The organism is Ktedonobacter sp. SOSP1-52 (genome assembly GCF_016587395.1).
The window spans coordinates 798,125-820,203 of sequence record NZ_BNJH01000001.1 but is presented as its reverse complement, the minus strand read 5'-3'; the positions used below and the strand labels follow the sequence as shown (position 1 = coordinate 820,203).

General features: G+C 54.4%; 15 protein-coding genes. 5 read left to right on the top strand and 10 right to left on the bottom strand.

Annotated features, from left to right (window positions below):
• Window positions 1–351: 351 nt before the first annotated feature.
• From JMJ16_RS03700 to JMJ16_RS03690, 3 genes are all read left to right on the top strand, one after another.
• The gene (locus JMJ16_RS03700; RefSeq protein WP_201378494.1) at window positions 352–1,779 is read left to right on the top strand and encodes an APC family permease; all 1,428 of its coding nucleotides are present in this window, start codon (window positions 352–354) and stop codon (window positions 1,777–1,779) included.
• 18 nt (window positions 1,780–1,797) lie between these two features.
• Entirely contained in the window at window positions 1,798–2,757 is a 960-nt protein-coding gene (locus JMJ16_RS03695) for an acetamidase/formamidase family protein (RefSeq protein ID WP_201378492.1), read from the top strand.
• 206 nt (window positions 2,758–2,963) lie between these two features.
• Window positions 2,964–4,451, top strand: a complete 1,488-nt coding sequence (locus JMJ16_RS03690) for a carboxylesterase/lipase family protein (RefSeq protein WP_201378491.1) — start codon at window positions 2,964–2,966, stop codon at window positions 4,449–4,451.
• Window positions 4,452–4,524: 73 nt separating this feature from the next.
• Here the strand turns inward: JMJ16_RS03690 and JMJ16_RS03685 are convergent, their stop codons facing one another.
• The 4 genes from JMJ16_RS03685 to JMJ16_RS03670 all read right to left on the bottom strand — a co-directional run bounded on the left by JMJ16_RS03685 (window position 4,525) and on the right by JMJ16_RS03670 (window position 8,477).
• Entirely contained in the window at window positions 4,525–5,106 is a 582-nt protein-coding gene (locus JMJ16_RS03685) for a YdeI family protein (RefSeq protein WP_201378490.1), read from the bottom strand.
• A gap of 4 nt (window positions 5,107–5,110) precedes the next feature.
• Window positions 5,111–5,560, bottom strand: a complete 450-nt coding sequence (locus JMJ16_RS03680; RefSeq protein WP_201378489.1) for an SRPBCC domain-containing protein — start codon at window positions 5,558–5,560, stop codon at window positions 5,111–5,113.
• 124 nt (window positions 5,561–5,684) lie between these two features.
• Window positions 5,685–6,092 carry a VOC family protein gene (locus JMJ16_RS03675; protein WP_201378488.1) on the bottom strand — a complete coding sequence of 136 codons (408 nt, stop codon included), beginning with the start codon at window positions 6,090–6,092 and terminating at the stop codon, window positions 5,685–5,687.
• Window positions 6,093–6,212: 120 nt separating this feature from the next.
• Window positions 6,213–8,477, bottom strand: coding sequence for a PAS domain S-box protein (locus tag JMJ16_RS03670; protein ID WP_201378487.1), 2,265 nt, complete (start codon window positions 8,475–8,477; stop codon window positions 6,213–6,215).
• Between the two features lie 296 nt (window positions 8,478–8,773).
• On the opposite strand from JMJ16_RS03670, the gene JMJ16_RS03665 reads away from it, so the two are divergent.
• On the top strand, window positions 8,774–9,736 hold the full coding sequence (locus tag JMJ16_RS03665) for a YafY family protein (RefSeq protein ID WP_201378486.1): 963 nt from the start codon (window positions 8,774–8,776) through the stop codon (window positions 9,734–9,736).
• Window positions 9,737–9,801: 65 nt separating this feature from the next.
• On the opposite strand, the gene JMJ16_RS03660 is transcribed toward JMJ16_RS03665, so the two are convergent.
• The gene (locus JMJ16_RS03660; RefSeq protein WP_201378484.1) at window positions 9,802–11,058 is read right to left on the bottom strand and encodes an MFS transporter; all 1,257 of its coding nucleotides are present in this window, start codon (window positions 11,056–11,058) and stop codon (window positions 9,802–9,804) included.
• Between the two features lie 273 nt (window positions 11,059–11,331).
• Window positions 11,332–11,733, bottom strand: a complete 402-nt coding sequence (locus tag JMJ16_RS03655) for a hypothetical protein (RefSeq protein ID WP_201378482.1) — start codon at window positions 11,731–11,733, stop codon at window positions 11,332–11,334.
• Between the two features lie 113 nt (window positions 11,734–11,846).
• Between JMJ16_RS03655 and fxsT the strand changes: the two genes are divergently transcribed.
• On the top strand, window positions 11,847–13,946 hold the full coding sequence (fxsT, locus tag JMJ16_RS03650; RefSeq protein ID WP_201378481.1) for an FxSxx-COOH system tetratricopeptide repeat protein: 2,100 nt from the start codon (window positions 11,847–11,849) through the stop codon (window positions 13,944–13,946).
• Between the two features lie 17 nt (window positions 13,947–13,963).
• On the opposite strand, the gene JMJ16_RS03645 is transcribed toward fxsT, so the two are convergent.
• The 4 genes from JMJ16_RS03645 to JMJ16_RS03630 form a co-directional block, all read right to left on the bottom strand.
• The gene (locus JMJ16_RS03645; RefSeq protein WP_201378480.1) at window positions 13,964–14,683 is read right to left on the bottom strand and encodes a TMEM175 family protein; all 720 of its coding nucleotides are present in this window, start codon (window positions 14,681–14,683) and stop codon (window positions 13,964–13,966) included.
• Window positions 14,684–14,795: 112 nt separating this feature from the next.
• On the bottom strand, window positions 14,796–17,921 hold the full coding sequence (locus JMJ16_RS03640) for a LuxR C-terminal-related transcriptional regulator (RefSeq protein WP_201378479.1): 3,126 nt from the start codon (window positions 17,919–17,921) through the stop codon (window positions 14,796–14,798).
• 109 nt (window positions 17,922–18,030) lie between these two features.
• A complete protein-coding gene (locus JMJ16_RS03635) occupies window positions 18,031–19,797 on the bottom strand; it encodes an ABC transporter ATP-binding protein (RefSeq protein WP_201378478.1) in 1,767 nt (588 codons plus the stop codon).
• Window positions 19,794–21,590: an ABC transporter ATP-binding protein gene (locus JMJ16_RS03630; protein WP_201378477.1), complete on the bottom strand. Its 1,797-nt coding sequence runs from the start codon at window positions 21,588–21,590 to the stop codon at window positions 19,794–19,796. The genes JMJ16_RS03635 and JMJ16_RS03630 overlap by 4 nt, the downstream gene beginning before the upstream one ends.
• Between the last annotated feature and the right edge of the window lie 489 nt (window positions 21,591–22,079).

The window sequence follows — 22,079 nt, the reverse complement described above, 5'->3', positions numbered from 1 at the left end:
GCATATAGATGTTTGTTATGAGTATGTTGGATTGCCAAAGTGTTGTGTGAGGTCTGAAGGCTTTATGCTTCAGGTATCCTCGACAGTTCTAAGTGTAGCTGGAGGAGGCTGTTTCCAGTAGTGAAGGGTGTCATTAGTTCCTTATGACATTTGTCATAAGGAGCCAGGTAGCAAATCTCGCAACTTTGCTTTTAAAAGCGCTTCTTGTTGAAACTGTACAAATCAAAAAGATATAATTATCCCTATAGCCTGGTCGCCTCCTAGAGGCAAGCGTATGCAAATGTGTAAACCGCCCAAACTCGCCTATGTACATAGTTTGCATTTATTCATGAGAAGGAGCGTTAAGTATTTATGGAAACTTCTTCTGTCAAACCCGCAGCACCGCAAGAGTTGCGGGCAAACACAATCGGACTTCCAGGTGTGTTATTTCAATCCATTACCACTATGGCGCCTGCCTCGGCTGTTTCGTTCAGCCTGGGAGCTGCTATCGCCTTTACGGGAGGCGCCTTGCCCCTGGCGGTCATTATTGCGTTGGTGGTCTGCTGTCTGATTGCCTTGAGCATTGGTTCCCTGGCCAAACACTTGCCCTCGGCTGGCGGCTATTTCACCTATGTGGGGCAGTCGCTTGGTTTACAGGCAGGCTGGCTGACGGGCTGGCTGTTTAACCTGGCGTATCTCTTGATTGTGCCTTTTCAGCTCCTGGTGCTGGGGCCGGTCGCGGACTCCTTTATGAGTGGTCTCTTTCACGTCTCGTTGGGCTGGCCATTCTGGACCGTGGCCTTTGCGCTTCTCATTTTTGCACTGACGATATTTGGTATCAAAATTTCTGCTGATACTGGTATCGTGCTGGGCATCATTGAAATTGTCGTCTTTGTCGCGCTCTCTATCTGGTTAATTGCTACTTCGCCAAACAATACATTGGCAGTCTTCAATCCAGGTTCCAGTCTGTTACCTGGTCTCAATGGTTGGCAGGGGGTGTTCTTTGGGATGATCTTCGTGCTCCTGGCCTTTGCGGGCTTTGAATCCTCGGCCCCACTGGCGGAGGAGGCGCGGAATCCGCGCCGTACAGTTCCACGGGCCATCCTTTTGTCGGCGCTCTGCATTGGTATCTTCTATGTCTTCTGCTCCTATGCAGGTGTGGTTGGCTGGGGACCGGCACAGATTGCCAAGTATTCGGCGGACGCCGATCCCTGGGGCACAATGGCTAAGAATGCCTGGGGTGGCTTCAGTTTTATTGTTATTCTCGCTATTCTCAATAGTGCATTGGCGAATGCGAATGCAGGCGTGACAGCATCATCTCGCATGTTGTACGCCATGGGGCGTACCGGGGCGCTACCAAAGGTTCTGGCACGCCTCAACAACACGCGCACTCCATATGTAGCAATCATTTTCGCGATGGTGATCGCCCTCGTCTTCTCACTACTGCCGGGCTTCATTTATGGTACAACTACGGCGTTCGCCCTGCTGGGTACCATCCTGACCCTGCCTATCATTCTGGTGTATATGGCTACCTGCGTCTCGGTGCCTTTCTTCTATCGCAGGCGTCATCCAGAGGAGTTCAACATTCTGCGCCACGTGATTGTGCCGCTTATTCCCTTTATCATCCTCTTGTTTGTCTTGTACTTCCAGTTTGTGCCCCTGCCAGCGGCGCCGCTGAACCTGGCTGGCCCCATCGTGGCGGTATGGCTGGTAGTCGGAATCATCATCGTGGCTGTGCTGACGAGGAGCGCTCCTCATCTGTTGAAGGAGAGTGACAGCATTACCGCCGAAGTTGAATAGGAAGGACGGTTACGCATTATGACAACGGATTCCGGAAAAAAGACGAGGCGTACGATTCACCAGCACCAGTGGCACCAGGCCTGGGATAACAGCATTCCTCCGCTGGCCACTATCCAGTCGGGCGAAGAGGTCTTCTTCGACCTGCTGGATGCTTCCAATGGCGAAATAAAGCCTGATAGCACGGTTGAGACCCTGAAGACGCTGGATTTCTCGCGAGTGGACCAGGTCAATGGACCCATCTATGTTGAAGGGGCTGAGCCCGGCGATACGCTCGAAGTCGAGATGCTCGATTTGCAGCCAGCCAGTTGGGGGTGGACCGCGAATATTCCTGGCTTTGGCCTGCTCGCCGACGAGTTTCCTGAGCCTGTGCTCAAAATCTGGGACTTGAGTGCAGGAGCGGATGGTTGGGGCGAATTCGCGCCTGGTATTCGCATTCCCTTGAGCCCCTTCTGTGGTGAGATCGGCCTGGCTCCAGCTGAGCCTGGGGCCTTCTCGACCATTCCACCGTATCATCATGGTGGTAATATGGATACCAAGCATCTTACGAAGGGTGCGCATCTCTATCTGCCCGTGCAAGTTCCAGGTGCGCTTTTCTCGATTGGGGATGGTCATGCCGCCCAGGGCGATGGCGAGGTCTGCGGTACCGCTATCGAAACGCCTATGCGGGCAACCGTTCGCCTCACGGTGCATAAAGACAAAAAGGTCCGGCAGCCACATTTTCTGACTGCCGGTCCCTTGACTCCACGCACGAATACCGATAGGTATTATGCTACTGATGGCATCGCTCCTGATCTACTGGAGGCCACACGCAGCGCCGTTCGCCATATGATTGAGCATTTGCACACCACCTATGGCTTATCGCGGGTGGAGGCCTATATGCTCTGTAGCGTAGCCGTTGATCTCAAGCTCTGCGAAGTAGTCGATATGCCTAACTTCCTCGTGGGAGCCTTCCTTCCCATGAGCATTTTTAGCAAGTAAGCACTAAATTAGGAAAAGAAAGCATCTTCATGTCAGGCGCTGAAGATGCTCTCTTTTTGCCTGTTTGCTTCTTGAAAAGAGAAATAAGCATGTGATACACTTGATGCACAAACAAGCAGCAATGCATTTCTGCTTTTAAGTGTATGCCCTTGCTGGTTTATAAACAGGCGGGTCGAGGAAGACCTGCCAATACACAGGAGGTGTCTATGAACACAGTTGTCAGGACACGTCAGGGAGCGGTGCGTGGGAGCCTGGTAGATGGCGTGTTCGCCTTCAAGGGAATTCCTTATGCGGCTGCACCCTTTGGCTCGCGTAGATTTTTGCCACCTCAGCTAGCTCCGGCCTGGGATGGCGTTCGCGATGCGCTTACCTATGGCCCTACCGTACCTAAGCCACCTTATTTCCCCCCTTTCGATGTCCTGCTTCCTGAGCCAGTAATCGCTGGCGAAGAGTGCCTGAATCTGAATGTCTGGACGCCTGATACCGGACACGCAGGTCTTCCAGTTATGGTCTGGATTCACGGCGGAGCCTTTAGAAATGGAACGGGCGCGATCCCAACCTACGATGGCAGTCGTTTCGCGCGCGATGGTGTGGTGTGCGTAACCATTAATTATCGCCTCGGAATCGATGGATTTCTCTATTTGGGCGATGGGAACGCCAATCGTGGCCTGCTTGACCAGATCGCCGCGCTTGAATGGGTGCGCGAGAATATCGCAGCCTTTGGCGGTGATGCCAGCAATGTAACGATCTTTGGTGAATCCGCTGGTGGTATGAGCGTTACTTCGCTGCTCTCCATGCCGCGCGCGGAGGGACTTTTCCGCCGGGCTATCGCGCAGAGTGGCGCAGGCCACCATGCGCATACACCTGAGACCGCGCGACTGGTGACACAGTATCTCGCTGAACTCCTCCAGGTCGAAGCTACTCCCGATGCCCTGGCGGCTATTCCGCTTGAGCGCCTGGTCGTGGCTCAGGTAGAGTTAGCGAATGATGTTATTAAGCGCCCTGATCCTGAGCTCTGGGGCGAGGTGCTTGTCAACCTGATGCCATTTGAGCCGACCATTGATGGTAATGTCCTGCCCCAGTTGCCGATCAAGCATATTTTTGCCGGGGCTGGTAAGGGTGCTGAGGTGCTGGTGGGGACAAATAGCGAAGAGTATCGCTTCTTCACTGTTCCTCCTGGCCTGGTCGACGCCGTCACCGATCAATACCTATCCACGATCATCACGGCGTATGGACTTCCCTTAGAGGAGACGCTGGCAACCTATCGCGCCTTGCTGCCGGAGGGGAGCCGTGGTGATATCTTGACAGCCATTATGACGGATCAGGTCTTCCGTATTCCGGCTATACGCCTGGCCGAAGCAGTCGCGGAACGTGGAGACACGGCCTATATGTATGAGTTTACCTGGCGTTCACGCCAGTTTGATGATCGCCTGGGTGCGTCCCATACCCTGGAAATTCCCTTTGTCTTTGATAATCTGCATATGCCGGAATATTATAACCTTCTGGGCGACAATCCTCCGCAGGAGTTAGCTGACGAGATGCATGCCTCCTGGGTGGCTTTCGCCAAATATGGTGATCCGGGCTGGCCGCGCTACGACCTGAAGCGGCGTGCCACCATGAACTTCAATACACTCTCAGAGGTCATCGACGATCCTCACCAGGCCGAGCGCGTTTTGTGGGAAGGGAGGCGCTAAATGGCTTGTTTGCTAAATCTGCGGTGCCTCCCAGACCTCCCAGGCGAGTGGCTGCCTCGTTTTGTTTCAAGTGCTATGAGTAGATTTTTTCCTGTCTAGAGAGCATTTCTATAAACTTCTGGATGCGGGCTGAGCGGGTCTCAGCCTTCTTCGCTGTTTGAATACTATAGAGGATGGCATAGCGGTTCCTGCTATTTAGGGTAGCAAAAAACTCCTTTGCCAGTGGGTGCTGGTCCAGCTCGCTTTGGAAGTCGTCAGGGATACCTATTTTGCTCTGTGACTCGTAGGCGTGCTCCCAGCGTCCATCAGCTTTCGCCCGCTCTATCTGTTTCTGTCCCGCTGGCTGCATTCTGCCCTCCGCGATAAGCACCATTGCCTTCTCGCGATTGACCTGCGACCACATGCTCCGGGCCCCTCGCGGTGTAAATTTTTGCAGCCAGTATTGCTCATCTAATGAGGCCTTCTGCCCATCGATCCAACCGTAGCAGAGGGCTACATCTAGAGCCTCTGCATACGAAATAGATGGGATGCCGCTCTCCTTCTTTGCGAGCTTAAGCCAGAGGCCCTTTGCCTCGTCATGTTTTTCGTGTAGCCATGATTCCCAGTCTTGTTGTGTGGTGAACCCAATGGTGGGCAAATTTTCAGTACTTGCCATAAGGTTATCCCTCGATGAGCCGCTTCAGGGTAGTCAGTACGTTGTTCTCGCTCTCCTCACCTACTCCATTCTCACCCTCTTCAGACGATTCCTGTGGCGGCATCTCTCTGGGATCATCCTGAATGATAGTGAGCGTTGTCTGGTCGCTGGTGTCTTCTAGCAGGTAGGTCATGGTAAAGTAGTTCTCTGGCTTATCCTCCAGGTCCGGGTGAGGAAAGAAGAGGGTGTACTTGACCAGCTCTTGTGGCTTAACTTCCAGGATCGTGCCTTTTTGCTCAAAGACTGCGCCCTCCCACTCATTGCGGAAGACGATGGGGCTGCCTACCTGCCAATTGGTAATGAGGTCGGAGCCGTACTGCCATTGCTTTACCAACTCTGGCTTCGTGATTGCGTCCCATATGCGGGCGGCTGATGCGTTTATGGTAATTTTTGAGATGGTTGTGCGATTGCTCATATTTTCCCCTTGATAGTGTATGGTGGCAGTGAACTGTGGTTGACCTACGCTGCTCAAGTATGTGTTTACATATAATAGACTGTTAATACGTAAAAACATGCTTGAGCAGCGCCAGGCGGGGCTGTTATGCAGTTGGTAGTTCAGAGGCCTGGAGAGGGCTGTATAGCTCGACGAGGTTTCCATCGGGGTCGCTGATGTGGGCTGTGCGGGCGCGCCATTCGGGGCGGTCATGTGGCCCAGAGACTTCGACGGCACCGCGTTTAATGAGGTCGGCGTAGGTGGTATCTACATCGTCCACACCAAAGGTCAGTACCGTTTGGCGACCCGTGGGAGCGGCAGTAGGGGTGACTTCGCCCAGGGCTGAGGCGAAGCCATCACGCTGGTAGAGTTCTATCCCGGTGCTGCCAGTCTCAAAATAGGCGTAGCCCATTGATTCATCGCTATAGGTCATGTTTAATCCCAGTAGGCCATGCCAGAAGCGAACCGAGGTCGCAAAATCATTAACCAGTAGACGCATAGAGGCGAATTTCATCAGAGGCTCCTTTTCCTGCTTTTAAACAAAGATACAATCTTTGTTTCTCACGTTTCTTGATCTGCATAGGTAGCATATCACGAGTAGAGGAGAGATTTGGTCCTAAATTCAAGCAAATTTTTATTTATTTTCATTAGCGAGAGGGAGGCTAAACCAGAAGGTTGAGCCTTTGCCAGGAGTGCTTTCAATATCCACCTCTCCATGGTGTTGTTCTATGAGGGTTTGACAGATATATAGGCCCAGGCCCAGACCTTTCCCTGAGCCGCTTTGCACTGGCACCTCCTTGACCTGGTGGAAGCAGCGCCAGACCTTCTCCTGAGCTTCTTTTGAGAGGCCCGGCCCGTGATCTCGCACCCAGACGCGGGCCATATTCTCCTGAACGGCTAACCCGATGTGTACCGGTTGATCTGGGCTCGAATAGCGGATGGCATTTGTCACATAGTTCGTTATCACCTGGCCGATGCGGTTCTGATCAACCAGGACGTTGACCGGCGTGTCTTCTGGCAATTCAAGTAGAAGTTGGCGCTCAGGGGCTACTAAGCGGAGGTCTTCGACGGTTTCGCGTATGATGGGGATCAGGTCGCAGCGCTGTAATGAGAGCTTTAAGGTGCCAGATGTAATACGTGAGACATCCAATAAGTCGTTAATTAAGTGGGTTTGGACATCGACTTGCCGGACGCCATTCGCCAGGTTTTTCTGCATACCCTCAAAGAATGAGACCATCTCTGGAGAGAGATTATCCGTCTTGTTGATAAAGCGCCTGAGGCGTCGTTCGATTAGTTGGAGCGTTCCTCGAAGAGCGGCCAGGGGGGTTCTGAGTTCGTGACCGGTTATACCCAGGAAGAGATCTTTTTGTTTCTCCACCTCCTTGCGCGAAGTCTGATCCAGGACGAAACACAGAAATAATGGGGGTGAGCCTTCCCGACGGAAGAGCGCGCGCCCAATGAGCACAGGCACGCGCTTACCACCTTTGGTGATGTATTCTTTTTCATATGGTTGGGCAACACCCGTTCTCAGTGCCTCCTCTATGGCCTCAACGTCCCTTGCTTGCGCCTGGGGAGTGGTGATAATCGCCCACTTTATCTTGCCTGCCGCCAGGTCTTCTTGCGTGTAGCCAAGAAGCGAGAGGAAGGCCTCGTTGGCTTCGAGAATGTTGCCTTCCCTATCCGTTGTTATTATACCAATGATATTGGATTCCCTAAGGCGGTTAAAGCGGGCTTCGCTCTCTCTTAGGGCCTCTTCTATCTGTTTCCGTTCGCTGATATCGTGAAAGTATATTGATAGCCCATCGGGCTGAGGATACACACGTGTCTCGACCCAACGCTGGAAGGCGGGATGGAATGCTTCAAAATGTGTTGCTTGCTGTGTTGCCATCGCTGTGCGGTAGCGATCCTCAAATATTGTGTCGAGGAGCATAGGTACAACCTCCCACATATCCTTGCCCAATACCTCTTCGCGTTTCTTGCCCAAATATGTTTCCATGCGCTGGTTTATATAGAAATAACGCCACTGTGAATCGAGGCAGAGAAAGGCATCGGTGATACTTTCGAGAATGATGGTTACCTCGTCTTTGGCTGCCTGGAGTTCTTCTTCTGTGTGTTTTAGCTCAGTGATGTCCAGCGTGGCGCCAACTATGTGTGTCGGTTTTCCAGTTTCATCACAGATGACTTGCGCCCGGTCGGTAAGCCAGTGCACGCTCCCATCGGGCCAGATCGTACGATAATCCTTGTTATACTCCTGCTTCTCAATTACGGCCTGCATGTTGCTCTGGTGAACGCGTTCACGGTCGTCAGGGTGTAACGCCTCCAAAAAACGTTCATCGCTGATGGGGATTTCTGGTGACAAACCAAAGAGGGCTCGTTTCTGATCTGTCCATACTAGTTCACCAGTCTTAAGGTTCCAATCCCACATGCCTACGCCAGAAGCCTTCAAGGCAAGCTGTATCTGTGCCTCGCTCATCTGTTCCGTTTGCATCTGCCTGGTAAGGTTATTGCCACAGGCCAGAACTTCGTTGATCATGCCGGAAGCTTCACGTACAGGGATAAAACGCAGGTGTACCAGGTGATATGAGTTATCATCGCCACGGATATGGCATACCAGTTCGCTTGTAAGGCCGGAGTTGATAGCCTCGTGTAGCGCCTCTTCTCCTTGCTGCCGATCCATGGGATGAACAGCATCAAGCCACCCTCGACCAGGATCTGCAAAATCCTGCTGGTCAGGAAGTGTTTGCCAGCTAGAACTAATGGCTTGTATCTCTCCTGCTGGCGTTAAAATCCAGAAGACATCGAACATCTCTTGCGTAAGTGCAGAAAGTCGCGACGATGCGGTCAGGCCAGGAGTCCAGGTATTGCTATCTTCTTGAAACAGAGGGTGTTCTGAATGCATGAGCTTCCTTCTTTTTTTGCCTCTCTCTTACTGGTATAGTACCAGCCTCCAAGCGGTAAAGGCTGCCTTTGCGTAAGTTTTCGCGCCCGCGTCGCTTAAGGGTAAGGGGTGTGTGCATGGAAAACGGCTATGACCGTTTTCCATGCACACACCCCTTATACCAACGGCTTGCGCAGCGAGCCGAGGAGAATTGGAAGTTTATGTAGGGCAAGGGAAAATATTGTACTTTATCAGTGGTAGAGGATAAAATACATTTCTAATGAGAGATACAAAGAATACATAAGCGAGGGAAGGTAATGTATCATCCGACGACGCGCTTGCTGACGATTCTGGAGTTGCTGCAAACGCACTCGCAGATGAGTGGAGAGGAGATGGCGCGTCGCCTGGAGGTAGAGCCGCGCACCGTGCGGCGCTATATCCAGATGCTTCAGGAGATGGGTATGCCCGTTGAGGGGGCGCGTGGTCCCGGTGGAGGCTACCGCTTGCGTCCTGGCTTCAAGTTACCACCGTTGCTTTTCACGGAAGAGGAGGCGACGGTACTGGTCCTGGCACTGCTGGGAGCCCCCTGGCTGGAGGTCAGCCTGCCTTCTGTGGCCCTTGAGGGGGCACTCGCCAAGGTGTATCGCGTTCTGCCTCTGCGTGGGCGCGAGCGTTTACAGGCGATTTCTTCGCATATGATCCTCTCGCCCCAGCAGCGGGATGAACGCCCAGATGCCGAATTGTTGGTCAATGTCAGTGAGGCGGTGCAGACGCGGCGCCGGATCGCGATAGCATATCGCTCGCACCATAACGTGGAGACTCAGCGCGATATCGAACCCTATGGCGTAGTGGGCTGGAAGGGCCACTGGTATGTTGTTGGCTATTGTTGCCTGCGCCAGGCCCCGCGCCTTTTTCGCCTGGATCGCGTCGATAGTGTGCGCTTTCTGGATGAGACATTCACACGTGACGAGGACTTCGATTGCCAGGCGTATGTGATGAAGCACCTGGGTAGCATCCCCAATAGGTGGCAGATCGAAGTCGAGTTCCAGGTGCCGCTCTACGAGGTACGACATAAGGTTCCTTCTTCGCATGGCGAGTTGAGCGCTACTGCCACTGGAACGCTCCTCAAGACGCATCATGTGCATCTGCCTGCCTTCGCGCGCTACCTCGTCAACCTGGACCTCCCCTTTGTGGTCCGTCAACCGCCCGAGTTACGTGTGGCCCTACGCGAACTGGCCGAAGAAATAATGCGGATCGCCCAGGTGGACGATCCGGTATAAGAGGTGGCACAACATATATCGTATCATTATACATAGGCACGCTCCATTATATGTAGACGCGTACTTTAGTAGCGTCGTGCTGCGCGCAGAGCTGGAAGTGCCAGAACAACGGAGAGGATAGCCAGTCCAATGATCAACGCGCCGCTCCAGTAGGGCGCGGCGTGTCCGAACTGGGTGTAGAGCACACCACCAAGGATCGGACCCAGGATCAAGGCCAGGGATTGCATCGACTGGCTCGCGCCACCCACCAGGCCTTGCTGTTTGGGTCCCACCGCACGCGAGGTTAGACCACGCAACGCATTCTCGACCAGCCCACCCGAACCTGAGAAGAGGATTACGCCCGCGATCAATAGAATTGGTGAGGCGACCAGGGCAATTGACCCAAGCAGGAGGTAACTGATCGCGACCAGTACCAGCGCGCCGATGCCCACTTTGATGTCGCCAAAGATGTCGATGAGCTTGCCTACCAGCACACCCTGTACCAGGATATCCACAACTCCTACGAGCGTCGAGACGAGGCCCGCGTCCGTCGCGTTCCAGCCCAGGCTGTCGCGCATCAGGATAGTCAGGTTGGCCTGCAAGATTGCGAACGGAAAGGCGTAGAAGAAGCCAGCCAGGAGCAGCCAGCGCAGATTTGCCATATTGAATACAGTGCCTAGTTGGGCGAGAGGATTGAGGTCGCGCAGGCGCATGGTGGTCAGGCGATGCTCTTTATCCAGGCTCTCAGGCAGGAAGAAGAAGCCCCAGGCCAGGTTGAGCAGCGTCACTCCTGCCGCAACGAGGAAGGGCATGCTATAGCTGACATTTGCCAGCAGGCCGCCGATGGCTGGGCCCACAATAAAGCCTACGCCCGAGATCCCGCCGAAGATGCCGAAGTATTTGCCACGCTCTTCAGGCTCGGTGATATCCGCGACATAGGCGAAGAGGACGCTAAAGTTGCCTCCGGTCAGACCATCAATAATGCGGCCCAGGAAGAGCATCCAGAGCGCGCCCCCCAATCCAAAGAGCAGGTAGCCGATGGCCGAACCCAGCAGGCAGATGAAGATGACTGGCCGCCTGCCATAGCAGTCGCTTAACAGACCCAGGCCGGGGGCCGCGAGCATCTGGCAGATGCCATAGATGGAGAGTAGCCAGCCCACCACGACGGCCAGGTCGTTCGGGTTGCCCAGGTACTGACGGGTCATAAACGGGACCACAGGACCAATAATCGTGAAGCCCATGGTATTCAGGAAAGCCACCACGGCGAGGAAGAAGATAATCTTCCGCTTAGACGTTCGCTTTGTGCCCTCTGGTGGTAAAGTAGAGATCTCTGATGTGCTCATATCTGTGCTCCAATCGAGTAGTGCTTTGATAACTGCCCCTACTATAAGCTTCAGATGGATGAGCCAGCATCGCACATATGCATGATTCTATGGATGATTGAAGGGATGAAGTCTGTTGGAGCATGCTCAAATGATACTCAATTTTCGCCTAGCATAGTGTGTGATGCTGGCGTGACTGAGTCACGCCAGCATCACACACTATGCTAGGCACCGTAAGTGCGGGGAGCGAGGTGGGGACAAATCATTCCCGTATGTAATGGTCGATGAGCATGGTTATGCTCCGGAACTGCGTGCAACTGTTGCGTGCTGAACCCGGGCGGGCGCCGTTCTGACATAGGCAACAAGAAAGAGGATACCGAGAAGCACGTCCACACCTCCAATAAGCATATTTGGCGGGGATCGATGGAGAAAGACGAGCAGGAGAAATACTATCCCGGAGGCCTTCTCTAAGACTGCCAGCAGCATGATTGGCCGATAGCGCGCTGGATCGCGTGCTATCACCAGGAAGAGTAGCTGCCACACCAGCCCCACACACACAAAACCATAGTAATACTCAGGGTGGGTGATGGCTGGTGGCTGCGTAGCATTAATAACCCCTTCTGTTAGAAAGAGGGGTGCAATCACCGCAATACCGTAAATTCCTGCGACCAGGAATACTGTTTTTGCAAATTTCATTGGTTTGTTCGTTCCTTTGTGTTTGAATGACCAATAAGCTCTATGGATATAATAGGACAGGCGATGCACGAATCAATTGTGCAATTGAGAGCAAGCGAGTGGAGCGAGGAGATATGCAGAAGAGAGAACCGCTTGAAGCGACCACCTTTGGTGAACTGCTAAAATTACTTCGTAAGCGGCAGGGGCTGAGCCAGCAGCGTCTTGCGGCCCGCCTTGGTGTGCATCGTAATACCATTGGCACCTGGGAACGTGGCGACTTTCTGCCAGATAGCAAGGGTATGGTTCTGGAACTGGCCCGCCAACTTCAGCTTGATATTCAGGAGACGCGTCAACTTCTGGAGGCCAGCTTGACAGCCCTCTCCGCTTACTGGTATGTACCCTATCCGCGCAACCCTTTCTTTACCGGGCGCGAGGAACTATTACAAGCTCTGCATGCTCGGCTCACAGAGACAGTCGGTGCTAGTTGCTACGCCTTGAGCGGTCTGGGAGGCGTTGGCAAGACACAAACAGCTCTTGAATATGCCTACCTTCATGCAGAGGAATATAGCGCAGTTTTCTGGTGCAATGCGAGCACTCGCGATACGCTTCTTATTAGTTTTCAGGCCATAACACGCGCTTTACAAATCTCTCCAGGGCTGAGGCTGGAGGATGAAATTATTTCTTCAGTTCTGCACTGGCTCATCAATCACTCAGGTTGGCTGCTGATCTTTGATAATGTAGAAGAGCTTGCCCTCCTTCAAGAGTTTTTGCCTCCGGCACGCTCGGGTGCCATACTCCTTACCACGCGCCTTACAGCTCTTCAAGGGTTGGGACATATTGTGCCATTACAGCCATTTACAGTGGCGGAGGGGCGTGCATTTCTAGTTGGACGTCTGGGGCAGGATGAGTTGCCTCCAGTTTTTCCTGGGGAGCAAGAGCGTGATATACACTCATTCGAGGCGGATGAGCTTGTGGAGGTGTTGGGTGGTCTGCCTCTGGCTCTTGACCAGGCTGCGACATATATTGAAGAGACGCAATGTCGGCCTGGCGAGTTTCTGTGCCTGCTGAAGGCACATCCAGTCGACTTGCTGCAACAACAAGCAGACATTTCTGGATATTCCCTCTCTGTGTTCAAAACCTTTCAGGTCTCTATCGAGAGAATACAAGGCAGGCAAACAGGTGCCGTGGAACTGCTCACGCTCTGCGCGTTTCTGGCAGGCGAGAGTATTCCCGAGGAAATGATAAGTCAGGGTGCGTCATTTCTTGATCCAGATTTGCGTTCACTGCTTTCAGAGCCTTTGCGACGCAATATGGCTCTGAGGGAACTGCTGGCCTATTCCTTGATTGGTCGTAGTGCGCGCGAAAAATTGCTCACCATGCATCGCCTGGTGCAAATGGTGGTGCGAGAAAGCTTACCTCAGGAGGAGCGACAGTGGTGGATATTGATGGTTGCACGTATGCTCGAAGCGCTCTTTCCACTCGATCTGTTGCACGAGGATTACTGGCAGCAGTGTGAGTGGCTCCTACCTCACGTTTATACTGCTCTGTCCCATGCTGAGCATTGGAATATGATAGCGCATCCCATCGCCCTCCTGAGCGCGAAAGTCGCGGGGTATCTCCTTGCGCACACACACTATGAGGAGGCGGAGTCCTTTGGAGTGCGGGCGCGAGATATGTTAGAGGAACTTGGTGAGCCAGACCATCCCGATATGATCTATGTTTTGAGCATCCTGGCAACGCTGTCTAGCGCGCAGGGACGCTATAGGCAGACTCAACAACTCCTGCGACAGGCCATCCAGGTGAACGAGCGCCAGCAGGAGCATCGCTACCAATCCTATGTGGCGTATTGCCTCAGCAAGCTTAGTGCTCTGTATGCCGAGCAGAGTCGCAAAGAAGAGGCGGAGACACTCTTCCAGCAGGCATTATATAGTAGCCAGCTTCTGCTGGCAAAGGAGGCGGAGCATTCCTTGCTAGCCGCCTCTTTCAGCGAACTGGCTCAACTTTGCGTAAAGTGGGGTCAACTTCAGCAAGCGGAAGAACTCTTCCAACAGGCCATTCAGCTCTGCGAGCAGTCACTTACTGGTGCACAATCTCCTTACCTTGCCATCAGCCTTACCAACCTGGCCTCGCTCTATTTTAAGCAGGGGCGCTACGAAGAGGCTCAGGCACTTTCGCTGCGCTTTATTAGCCTGGAGCGGCAAGGATTACAGGTAAGGCACCCCTATTTATACTGAGTTCAAAGGTTGGCATATTATTCGCCGGAAACCGGTGTTTTGCTCTCTGGTTCCGTTGATGCGATTGTGTGATGGTGCGTGAGGCGCTTCTCAATCCTGCCACTGATGACATGAGCGATTCTGGCGACTATAGGGAGCAGGAACCAGCTATAGAACACTGCGTTTGCATCAATGTTTGGGATGGTTAGCAGGGTGAGGGAGAGGCAGAAATAGATGGGTATGATCAGAATACGAATGCAGCGTGTAATAATTTCATGCTGGCTGATTGCTGCATCGATTAATCTGTGTTTCCACGAGGCATAGGCCCAAAGCAAGAATGACGAGAGGCCACAGCCTACCAGGACGAGGGTGTAAAATATGACAACTTCAGCCGAGTTCCCAGCGGTTACCAGGACATTAAAGGAGGCGGGGAAAAAGACGACAAAGGCCAAAAATAAGAATGTGAGTGTAGTAAAGGGTCCATCCTGGCGCTTGATATATGTCATGAGTTGGCGATGGCTCACCCAATAACCAGCCACAGTAATGAAGGTGATCAGATAGAAGATGCTTTTCTTCAGGAGGTTGCCCAGTTCCTCATGTAGTGCTCCTGCCTGTACGCCTTCAGGCAGCTTAATATCAAGTACAAGCAAGGTCATCGCAATGGCAAATATGCCGTCGCAGAGCATGATCAGGCGGTCAAAGCCGAGGGATTTTTCCTCAAAAAAAATTTTTGAGCGGGAAGGTTGTCTCGTTTCCATGCAGCTACTCCATAGGTGGGGTGTACATAACTGTCCGCTTGTTATTTACCTCAGGCATTTCATGGTAAGGCTTAATATCATAATTGTCAATATTGCATCAACCGCTAGATACTTAGACGAGACCAAGTTGCCGGGCGATGTTGCTGGCTTCGACGCGGTTGGTGACGTTGAGCTTGCGATAGATGCTCTGAAGCTGTGTGCGGATGGTGTTGACGGAGACGACAAGCTCGCGGGCGATATCGGCGTTGCTGTTGCCAGAGGCCAGCAGGCGCAGGACGCGCTCTTCCTGTGGGCTAAGGGGTTCGAGCAAGAGTGAGGTATTGGGGGCGCTCGGCTGTGCTGGCGTTGGGCTGGCTGAGGCGAAGGCGTTGAGCAGGTGTAGGGTATAGTTGCGTAGGGTTTTGTCTGTAAGTTGAGGGAGGATGCTGCGCAGGAGCAGGGCCATCTCCTCGCCCTCGTCGAGGAAGAGACGTGTGTGCTTCTCGCTGTGCGTGGCCTCCAGGAGAGCCTGAAGTTGTGCTCGTGCTTGTGTCTGTGTTCCCTGCCGCGCGTAGGCCAGGACCATGACGACCTGGGCTTCGAGCAGAAGGGCGATGTGATCAGTTCGTTGAGCTTCTGCACAGATGTGTTTGAGTCGCTCCAGGGCGACAGGGGTATTCCCCTGAGTGAGCAGGTAGCGTATTTTGAGGATGTGTTCGCGCTGGCGCTTGAGGAGTGGCAGGGCCTCCTCGCTCTGCTCTACATTGCTAGACCAGCGCTCTACAGCAGCTAGATTGCCATGCGCAAGCTGAAGCCGTGCCAGGCAGGCCTGCACCTCGCGGTAGAGTTGATAGCTTAAAGGCGTGTGAGGCGTGGATGTGCGTACCAGCCAGGCAGTCAGGCGCTGTTGCGCTTGCTCGCCCTGTCCCTGGGCTTGCTCAATCAAGGCCAGGAGGATGATGGCTTGTGCCTGTACTTCTTCGGTTTGAATTTGTTCCGCCTTCTCCAGGGCTTCATGCGTCATCTTTTCTGCTTGCTCCAGGTCGTTCCACTGATAGTAGATTTGGGCGAGTCCATACAGGCTGCGCGCAATATCGTCGCGATCCTCTTGTGCTCGGGATTCGCTAAGCATCTGGCGAAACTGTTCGGCGGTGTGATGCAGTGCTCCCTGTTCACAGCCCACCCAGGCCAGCATTCCGCGTGTGGCGCGTGCGTAGAGAAAATTGCCCTGCTGTTCGTTAAGTGCCAGGGCTTCTAGGAGGACTCTTCGCGCCTCTCGCAGGTCGCCAGCCAGAATCTCTCCCGTTCCTACGACTGTCAGGGCGAGATTGCGCCAGGTACGATCCTGCTGTGGAAGCCAGGCCAGGGCTTGCCTGGCCCAGGTCACCGCCTGGAGAATGTTACCCTCCTGGCGTGTCAGAAGCGCGCGGAAAGCAAAGATCTCGGCTAGCTTCTCTGTGTTATTGGCGTCGCGCCAGCGCTGTTCTGCCAGGCGCAATAAATGGTCTATACGTTCTCTGCCGGGGTGGAGTTGTGGCTCTTCCATCAAGAGGAATAGGTGGGTCATAGCATAGTGTACACAGAGGTCGGGATGGTGTGCCAAGTCTTTTTCAGGCAGGCGTCTAAACCAGCGATGCAGTGTGTATAGTTCCTGAGTGGCCAGGGGAAGCTTCTCCTTGAGAAAGCGCTCAAGCAGGTCGAGCGCGCGCATGAAATTGGTGGCATCGAGTGCCGTCTCAATCGCCTCTGCATAGAGATTATGTGCTTCATACCAGGCACTGGCGCGGGCTAAGAGCCTGTGCAGATGCGGCTCGCCCAGGCGCTTATGTGCCTCCTGGCGCATAGTATCGGCGAAGAGTGAGTGATAGCGTGCCCATGTTGCAGAGGTATCAAGTGGAATCAAAAAGAGGTCGCCTGTGCGCAAGACCTGAAGCAATGCTGCGCTATCCTTGCGTTCATAGATGGCATCACACAGCTCGGCATTGACGAGCGGGAGTATGCATGATTCTAAGAGAAACTCCTGCTGTTCAAGCGTGAGCGTGTGGAGCACCTCTTCAAAGAGATAGGCACGTACGCTCCAATGACTACGCGTAAAGGTTTGCAGGATCTGTTCTACTTCGCGCCTATTGTTGGCTCCTGTAATGGACATAGCTAGCAGACGCAATCCTGTGCCCCAACCCTCAAGATGCTCGTGAATCTGGCGTACCTCTTTGGGTGTGAGTGGGAAGAGGAGTTCGCGCTCAAAGAAGACGTGTGTCTCTTCCAGAGAGAAGGCCAGGTGAGGAGGGTAGATATCAAATAGCTCGTTGCGTGCGCGCAGGCGTGTTATCGAGAAGGGAAGATTGCCACGAATGAGCATATAGAGATGCAGCGAGGTCGGTAGGTGATCCAGGAAGAAACTCAGCGTTTCGATTACCTGGGGTGTGTGTAGCACGTGGCAATCATCCAGGATGAGCACTGCGGGATGCTCAAACTGGCTAAGCTCATTGAGCAGGGCCGTGAGCATCATACGCAGTGGTTTAAAGGGAGGCAGGCGATGGGCGCGCAGGATCTCCAGTGCCTCCTTGCCACAGCCTGGATATGCGGCCTGGCAGGCGGCGATGATATAGCGCCAGAAGCGGATCACGTCGTTATCGCCCTCGTCCAGGGTGAGACTGGCGACGCGGGGAAATTTTTCCTGCTTGCCGCGCTCTGCGGCCCACTGGCTGACCGCTGTCGTCTTGCCGTAGCCTGCTGGTCCAGCGACGATGGTCAGTTTATACTCCAGGCCTTTGTCTAGCAAGCTCCAGAGTTGTTCGCGAGGGAGAAGCGAGCTCTGAAGACGGGGCAGCTGGAGTTTGGGCATCAAGAGTGGCTCAAACTGTGGGGGTGGGACGACGCTACTTGCGTATGCGTCTACTGGTAACCCAGTAGACGCATACGCAAGTAGCGGGCCACCCTTACGCTCATGCCCTAATAGAGCCGCAACCTCTTCCAGGCGCTCCAGGCTTAACTGCTCGCTCCGCCCTATGTAACGCTTGACCATGCCTGTCTCCTGGCGCTGGTAGGCATACCAGTAGCCTTCACCTGACCGGCGGCGCTCCTTGAGCAGGTTAAGCTGACCATTACGCCCATGAAAGGCAAAGGCCGTATGCTCCCCAAGCCATTGTTGCCATTCCTCACTTTGCAGGGAAGGAACTGTTTCACCTGCTGGTCCAGTAAAAGAGTAGGCATTCAGCTCAGCTAGCCATTTGATGGTATACTGTGCGCGCCTGGGCATAGGTGTATATCGCTCCCTCTATGTGCTCCCCAACAATATCTATGGATGATTGTACATAGATGGGGAGCAAAAAACAAGTGCTCCCCATCTATGGCTTGTAAGCGATGACTTACTCGCTATGCATCTCTCCTTTCCAGAGTTGGCGCATCTCTTCGCTATGGGTAAGCAGATATTCCAGGTTTCCCTGCGCTTCAATGCGTCCCTCTTTGAGGACGATGATATGGTCGGCTCGCCTCAGCGCTGCCTCGCGGTGTGAGACCACGAGGCAGGTACGCTGCTCCTGGGCGAAGATGCGCTGCCAGAGCAGACGTTCAGTCTCAACGTCCAGGGCACTGGAGAGATCGTCGAAGACCAGTAGTTCGGGTTCGCGCGCGAACATGCGCGCCGCCGCGCTCCGCTGTACCTGGCCGCCTGAGAGCTTGACGCCTCGGGGACCAATGACGGTCTCCAGACCGGAAACCAGGGTCTCTACGTCGCGCTCCATGACTGCGGCGTGGATGGTCTGCTGCACCTGGCCCTCGTCCAGGGCCAGACCAAGCGTGATATTCTCGCGCAAGGTTGTGCTGAACAGAGCGGGGGTTTGGGGAGTGTAGGCGCTGCGTGGTGGTACAAAGAAACTCGTGGGATGGGTCACCAGATCCCCATTCCAGCGAATAGCTCCCTGCGTCTTCGGCAGTAAGCCAAGTAGCGCCCGTAGCAGCGTCGTCTTTCCAGAGCCGACGCGCCCGGTGATTACGACAAATTGCCCTCGTTCAATGCGCAGACTAATCTCACTGATGCCACGCCGGGAGCCAGGATAGTGATAAGTGAGATCTTTCACTTCTAACGTCTCCAGGCGCTCCTCAGCTTCCAGGCGCAGAACTGGGATAGTTGGCAGGGGACCACGCCGATAGATTGGCCCTGGCTTTACCAGTGTATCTGGGGCTGCTCCGAGCATAAGCCCGCTCAAGCGTTTGTGGGCGACCCGCACCTGCCTGTAGGCCGCGATGCGCTCGATAAGCTCACCGCTGAAGCGCGCGATATTGGCCATATAGGCGACAAAGAGCGTAAAGTCACCGATAGTAAAGTTGCCTGCGCGCAACGCACTGCCCGCCAGGAGGAGTACCAGGCCAATGCCAATACTCGAAATGCCGGTATCGAAGAGGCCCAGAAAGGCATTGCTAAAAAGATTCTCCTGAAGCGCGGCCCGCCTGCGGCGCTGGTTGAGACGTTGGAAATGTCCGATCACGCTCTCAGTCGCGCCCGCGACCTGGACGGCCTGGACGGAGCCAAACATCTCCACCAGGTGGCTACTGACCGCGCTCCCGGCCTCGCGGGTAGCGGTGCGATAACGCTCGATGCGCCTGCCAAAGGTATTGACCAGTACATTGCCCAGGAGCAGGGGGATGACGGCTACAATCGTTAACTGGAGGTTGAGATGGGCCATGATGATGAGCGCAGTCACGGTTTCAACAGCCATGCCAAAGACAAAGGCGCACATTACCAGGAAGCGGCCCAGGTCTCCCGGGTCCCGCTGGAGGCGGTTGATGATGTCTCCGTTGGGATAAGGGAGGCCGACTGCCGCGGGCTGGCGTAGCAGGTGCTCCAGCAGGTTCTTGCGCAGCAGGGCCTCGACATTGAAGATGGGAAAACGCTCGCTTACCATCGTTATGATAAGGCAGGTCATGCGTGCCAGTACCAGGCCCAGCAAGAGCGCGAGCAAGCCCCAGAAGTCAGCATCGAGCCGCATTCCATGCGTCAGGCCGTCCACGATTTGCTGGATGATGAGGGCTGGCGCCAGGGGCAGGAGGCGGCGCGGAAACTGGAGCAGGATGTCCCCCAGGTAGCTCCAGTGTGTGAATTTGATGAGGCGCCATAGAAATTGTCTCGTTTTCATGCCAGTAGTTCCTCCGGGTGCGCCATCTGTAGTAGCTGGGCATAGCGCGAGGCGGGATCTCCCGCCAGGCCGGCGCGTGCGCCATACTCTACTATTTGACCAGCCTCCAGGACCATGATGCGCTCAACGCGCTCCACTGTTAAGAGGCGATGGGCGATAATAAGCGCTGTGCGTCCGCGCAGTAAGCGCTCGGTTGCCTGGGTGATGAGCCGCTCGGTCGCGGGATCCAGGCGCGATGTGGCCTCGTCCAGAATAATCAGTTGGGGATCCTTGAGAAAGACGCGGATACAGGCCAGGAGCTGAGCTTCGCCAGCCGAGAGGCCCGCGCCGTTGCTTGCAAGTGGTGTATCAAGCCCATTTGGCAAGCGGGTATACCAATCGTATAGACCTAATCGTGTGATGGCTGCGAGGATACGCTCGTCGTCGATCCGCTCATCGAAGAAGGTCAGGTTCTCGCGCAATGTGGCGCGGAAGAGCTGCACCTCCTGAGTGACGAGTCCTACACGCTGGCGTAGGTCCTCTAGCCTTGCCTGGCGCAGATCTTGTCCCCCCAGGCAAACACTGCCAACCACGGGATCATAGAAGCGCATCAGTAGACGCGTGAGCGAGGTCTTGCCGCTGCCACTACGCCCGATCAGCCCTACCGTCATCCCTGCTGGCACCTCAAACGATATATCGCGCAACACGAGCTGAGACGGCTCATAGTGGAAGTTAACCGCTTGAAAGGCGATGTCCAGGGCGCCGGGGGGAAATCTGACGCCGGGACCATCTGGAACCTGGCTGGCCGTATGATAAATTTCGTTGATGCGCTCAATGCTGGCCGTGGCCTCCTGAAGGGCGCCAAACTGTTCTGTTAATTCAAAGGTATAGTCGAGCATGAGCGAGTTGTAGCTCAGGAGCAGCACGAGCGTTCCAAGCGAGATCGAGCCATGTGTGAAGAGGTAAACACTGAAGATGAGCACAGCGATCATGCTCACGACCTCGATTGCCAGCCCCGAGATCTCAAAACTGGTCCAGTAGAAGGTGCGCTTGAGTTCGGCGGTGTTCTCCTGACGCTGCAATTGTACATAGCGCCGCAGAATATAGGGCGCTGCTCCGCTGGAGGCGATATCCTCCAGGCTAGCAAGCAGCTCGCCCCAGAAGCCACTCAAGACCGCCTCCGCCTGCTGGTGTTTCTTATAGTATGGAATAGCAAATTTCTGGACGCGTACATAGGCAAAGATACTGATAACAAGGTAGGCGCCCATGACGATGCCCAACCACGCGTTCTCCCGTGCCATAAGGACCAGGATGCCCAGGACGAGCAGGGCATTGCCCAGCACAAGAACCATAAAGCGCGAGAAGAAGTTCGCCAGCGCGTCGACATTGCCATCGACGCGCTCGATAAGCTCGCCCGGGGTATAGCGGCTGTGGAAGGCGCGATCCAGGTTCAGGCAATGGCGTGTGAGATCCTCGCGCAGCCAGTTGGTGGCGCGCCAGCCGACATCCTCGCAGAAGTAGGCCGCGAGCGCGGAGACGAGGCGACCGCCTATCGCCACTGCCAGGTAGAGCAGGGCCGTAAGCGTGAGCACCTGCTGCGTGGCGCCATGCTGAAAGGCATCGATAAAGACGCGGATGATCTGCGGTCCCAGCAATTGCAGCGCGATACTGGCGAAGAGCAGGAGCGCCATCACGGCGACCCTCAGACGCTGTAGCCCCAGATACGTCCGCAAGAGCGTAAGGTATTGGCGCGATGTGACGCGTGGCGGTGAGTTGCGTGCCTTGAGCGACAGTAAAAACTGCCAGAGTTTCATTGATTGTCCTCCATAAAGGGATGCAAGACGCAGACAAGGACAACCGCTGAGGGCAAAAACGCGCAAGGCGCTCTGGGTTCAGGGAGTGAAGATGAAGGTGTGGAATTGGTGAGGCCGACATGGCCCATACCATAATATGTAGGCACGTGCGCTTGCCGCCGAATGGGGGTTAGAAGCGCAACCACTCATCATCACCGGTCGTACTCGCTGCGTACGCCGGTGAGAAGCGCGATCAGTCGCTAATGAGATGGGGTTGACCGCGAAGAATGTGAACAGGCGCATGCAGGCAAAAGGGGCAGACTGATCCCCTGGGCCAGTGGCATGCCATTGCCGCAATGAAGTCCCCCATTTTGTGGTAAGAACTTAATGCAACTGTTCAACATTTTTACTTCTCCAAACACTAATACATGATGTATAAAGCAAGTGTATATGCAAAAATATAATATTGTCAAGTGGAGAACACTGAGCGAGCGAGGCATCTTTAATCAA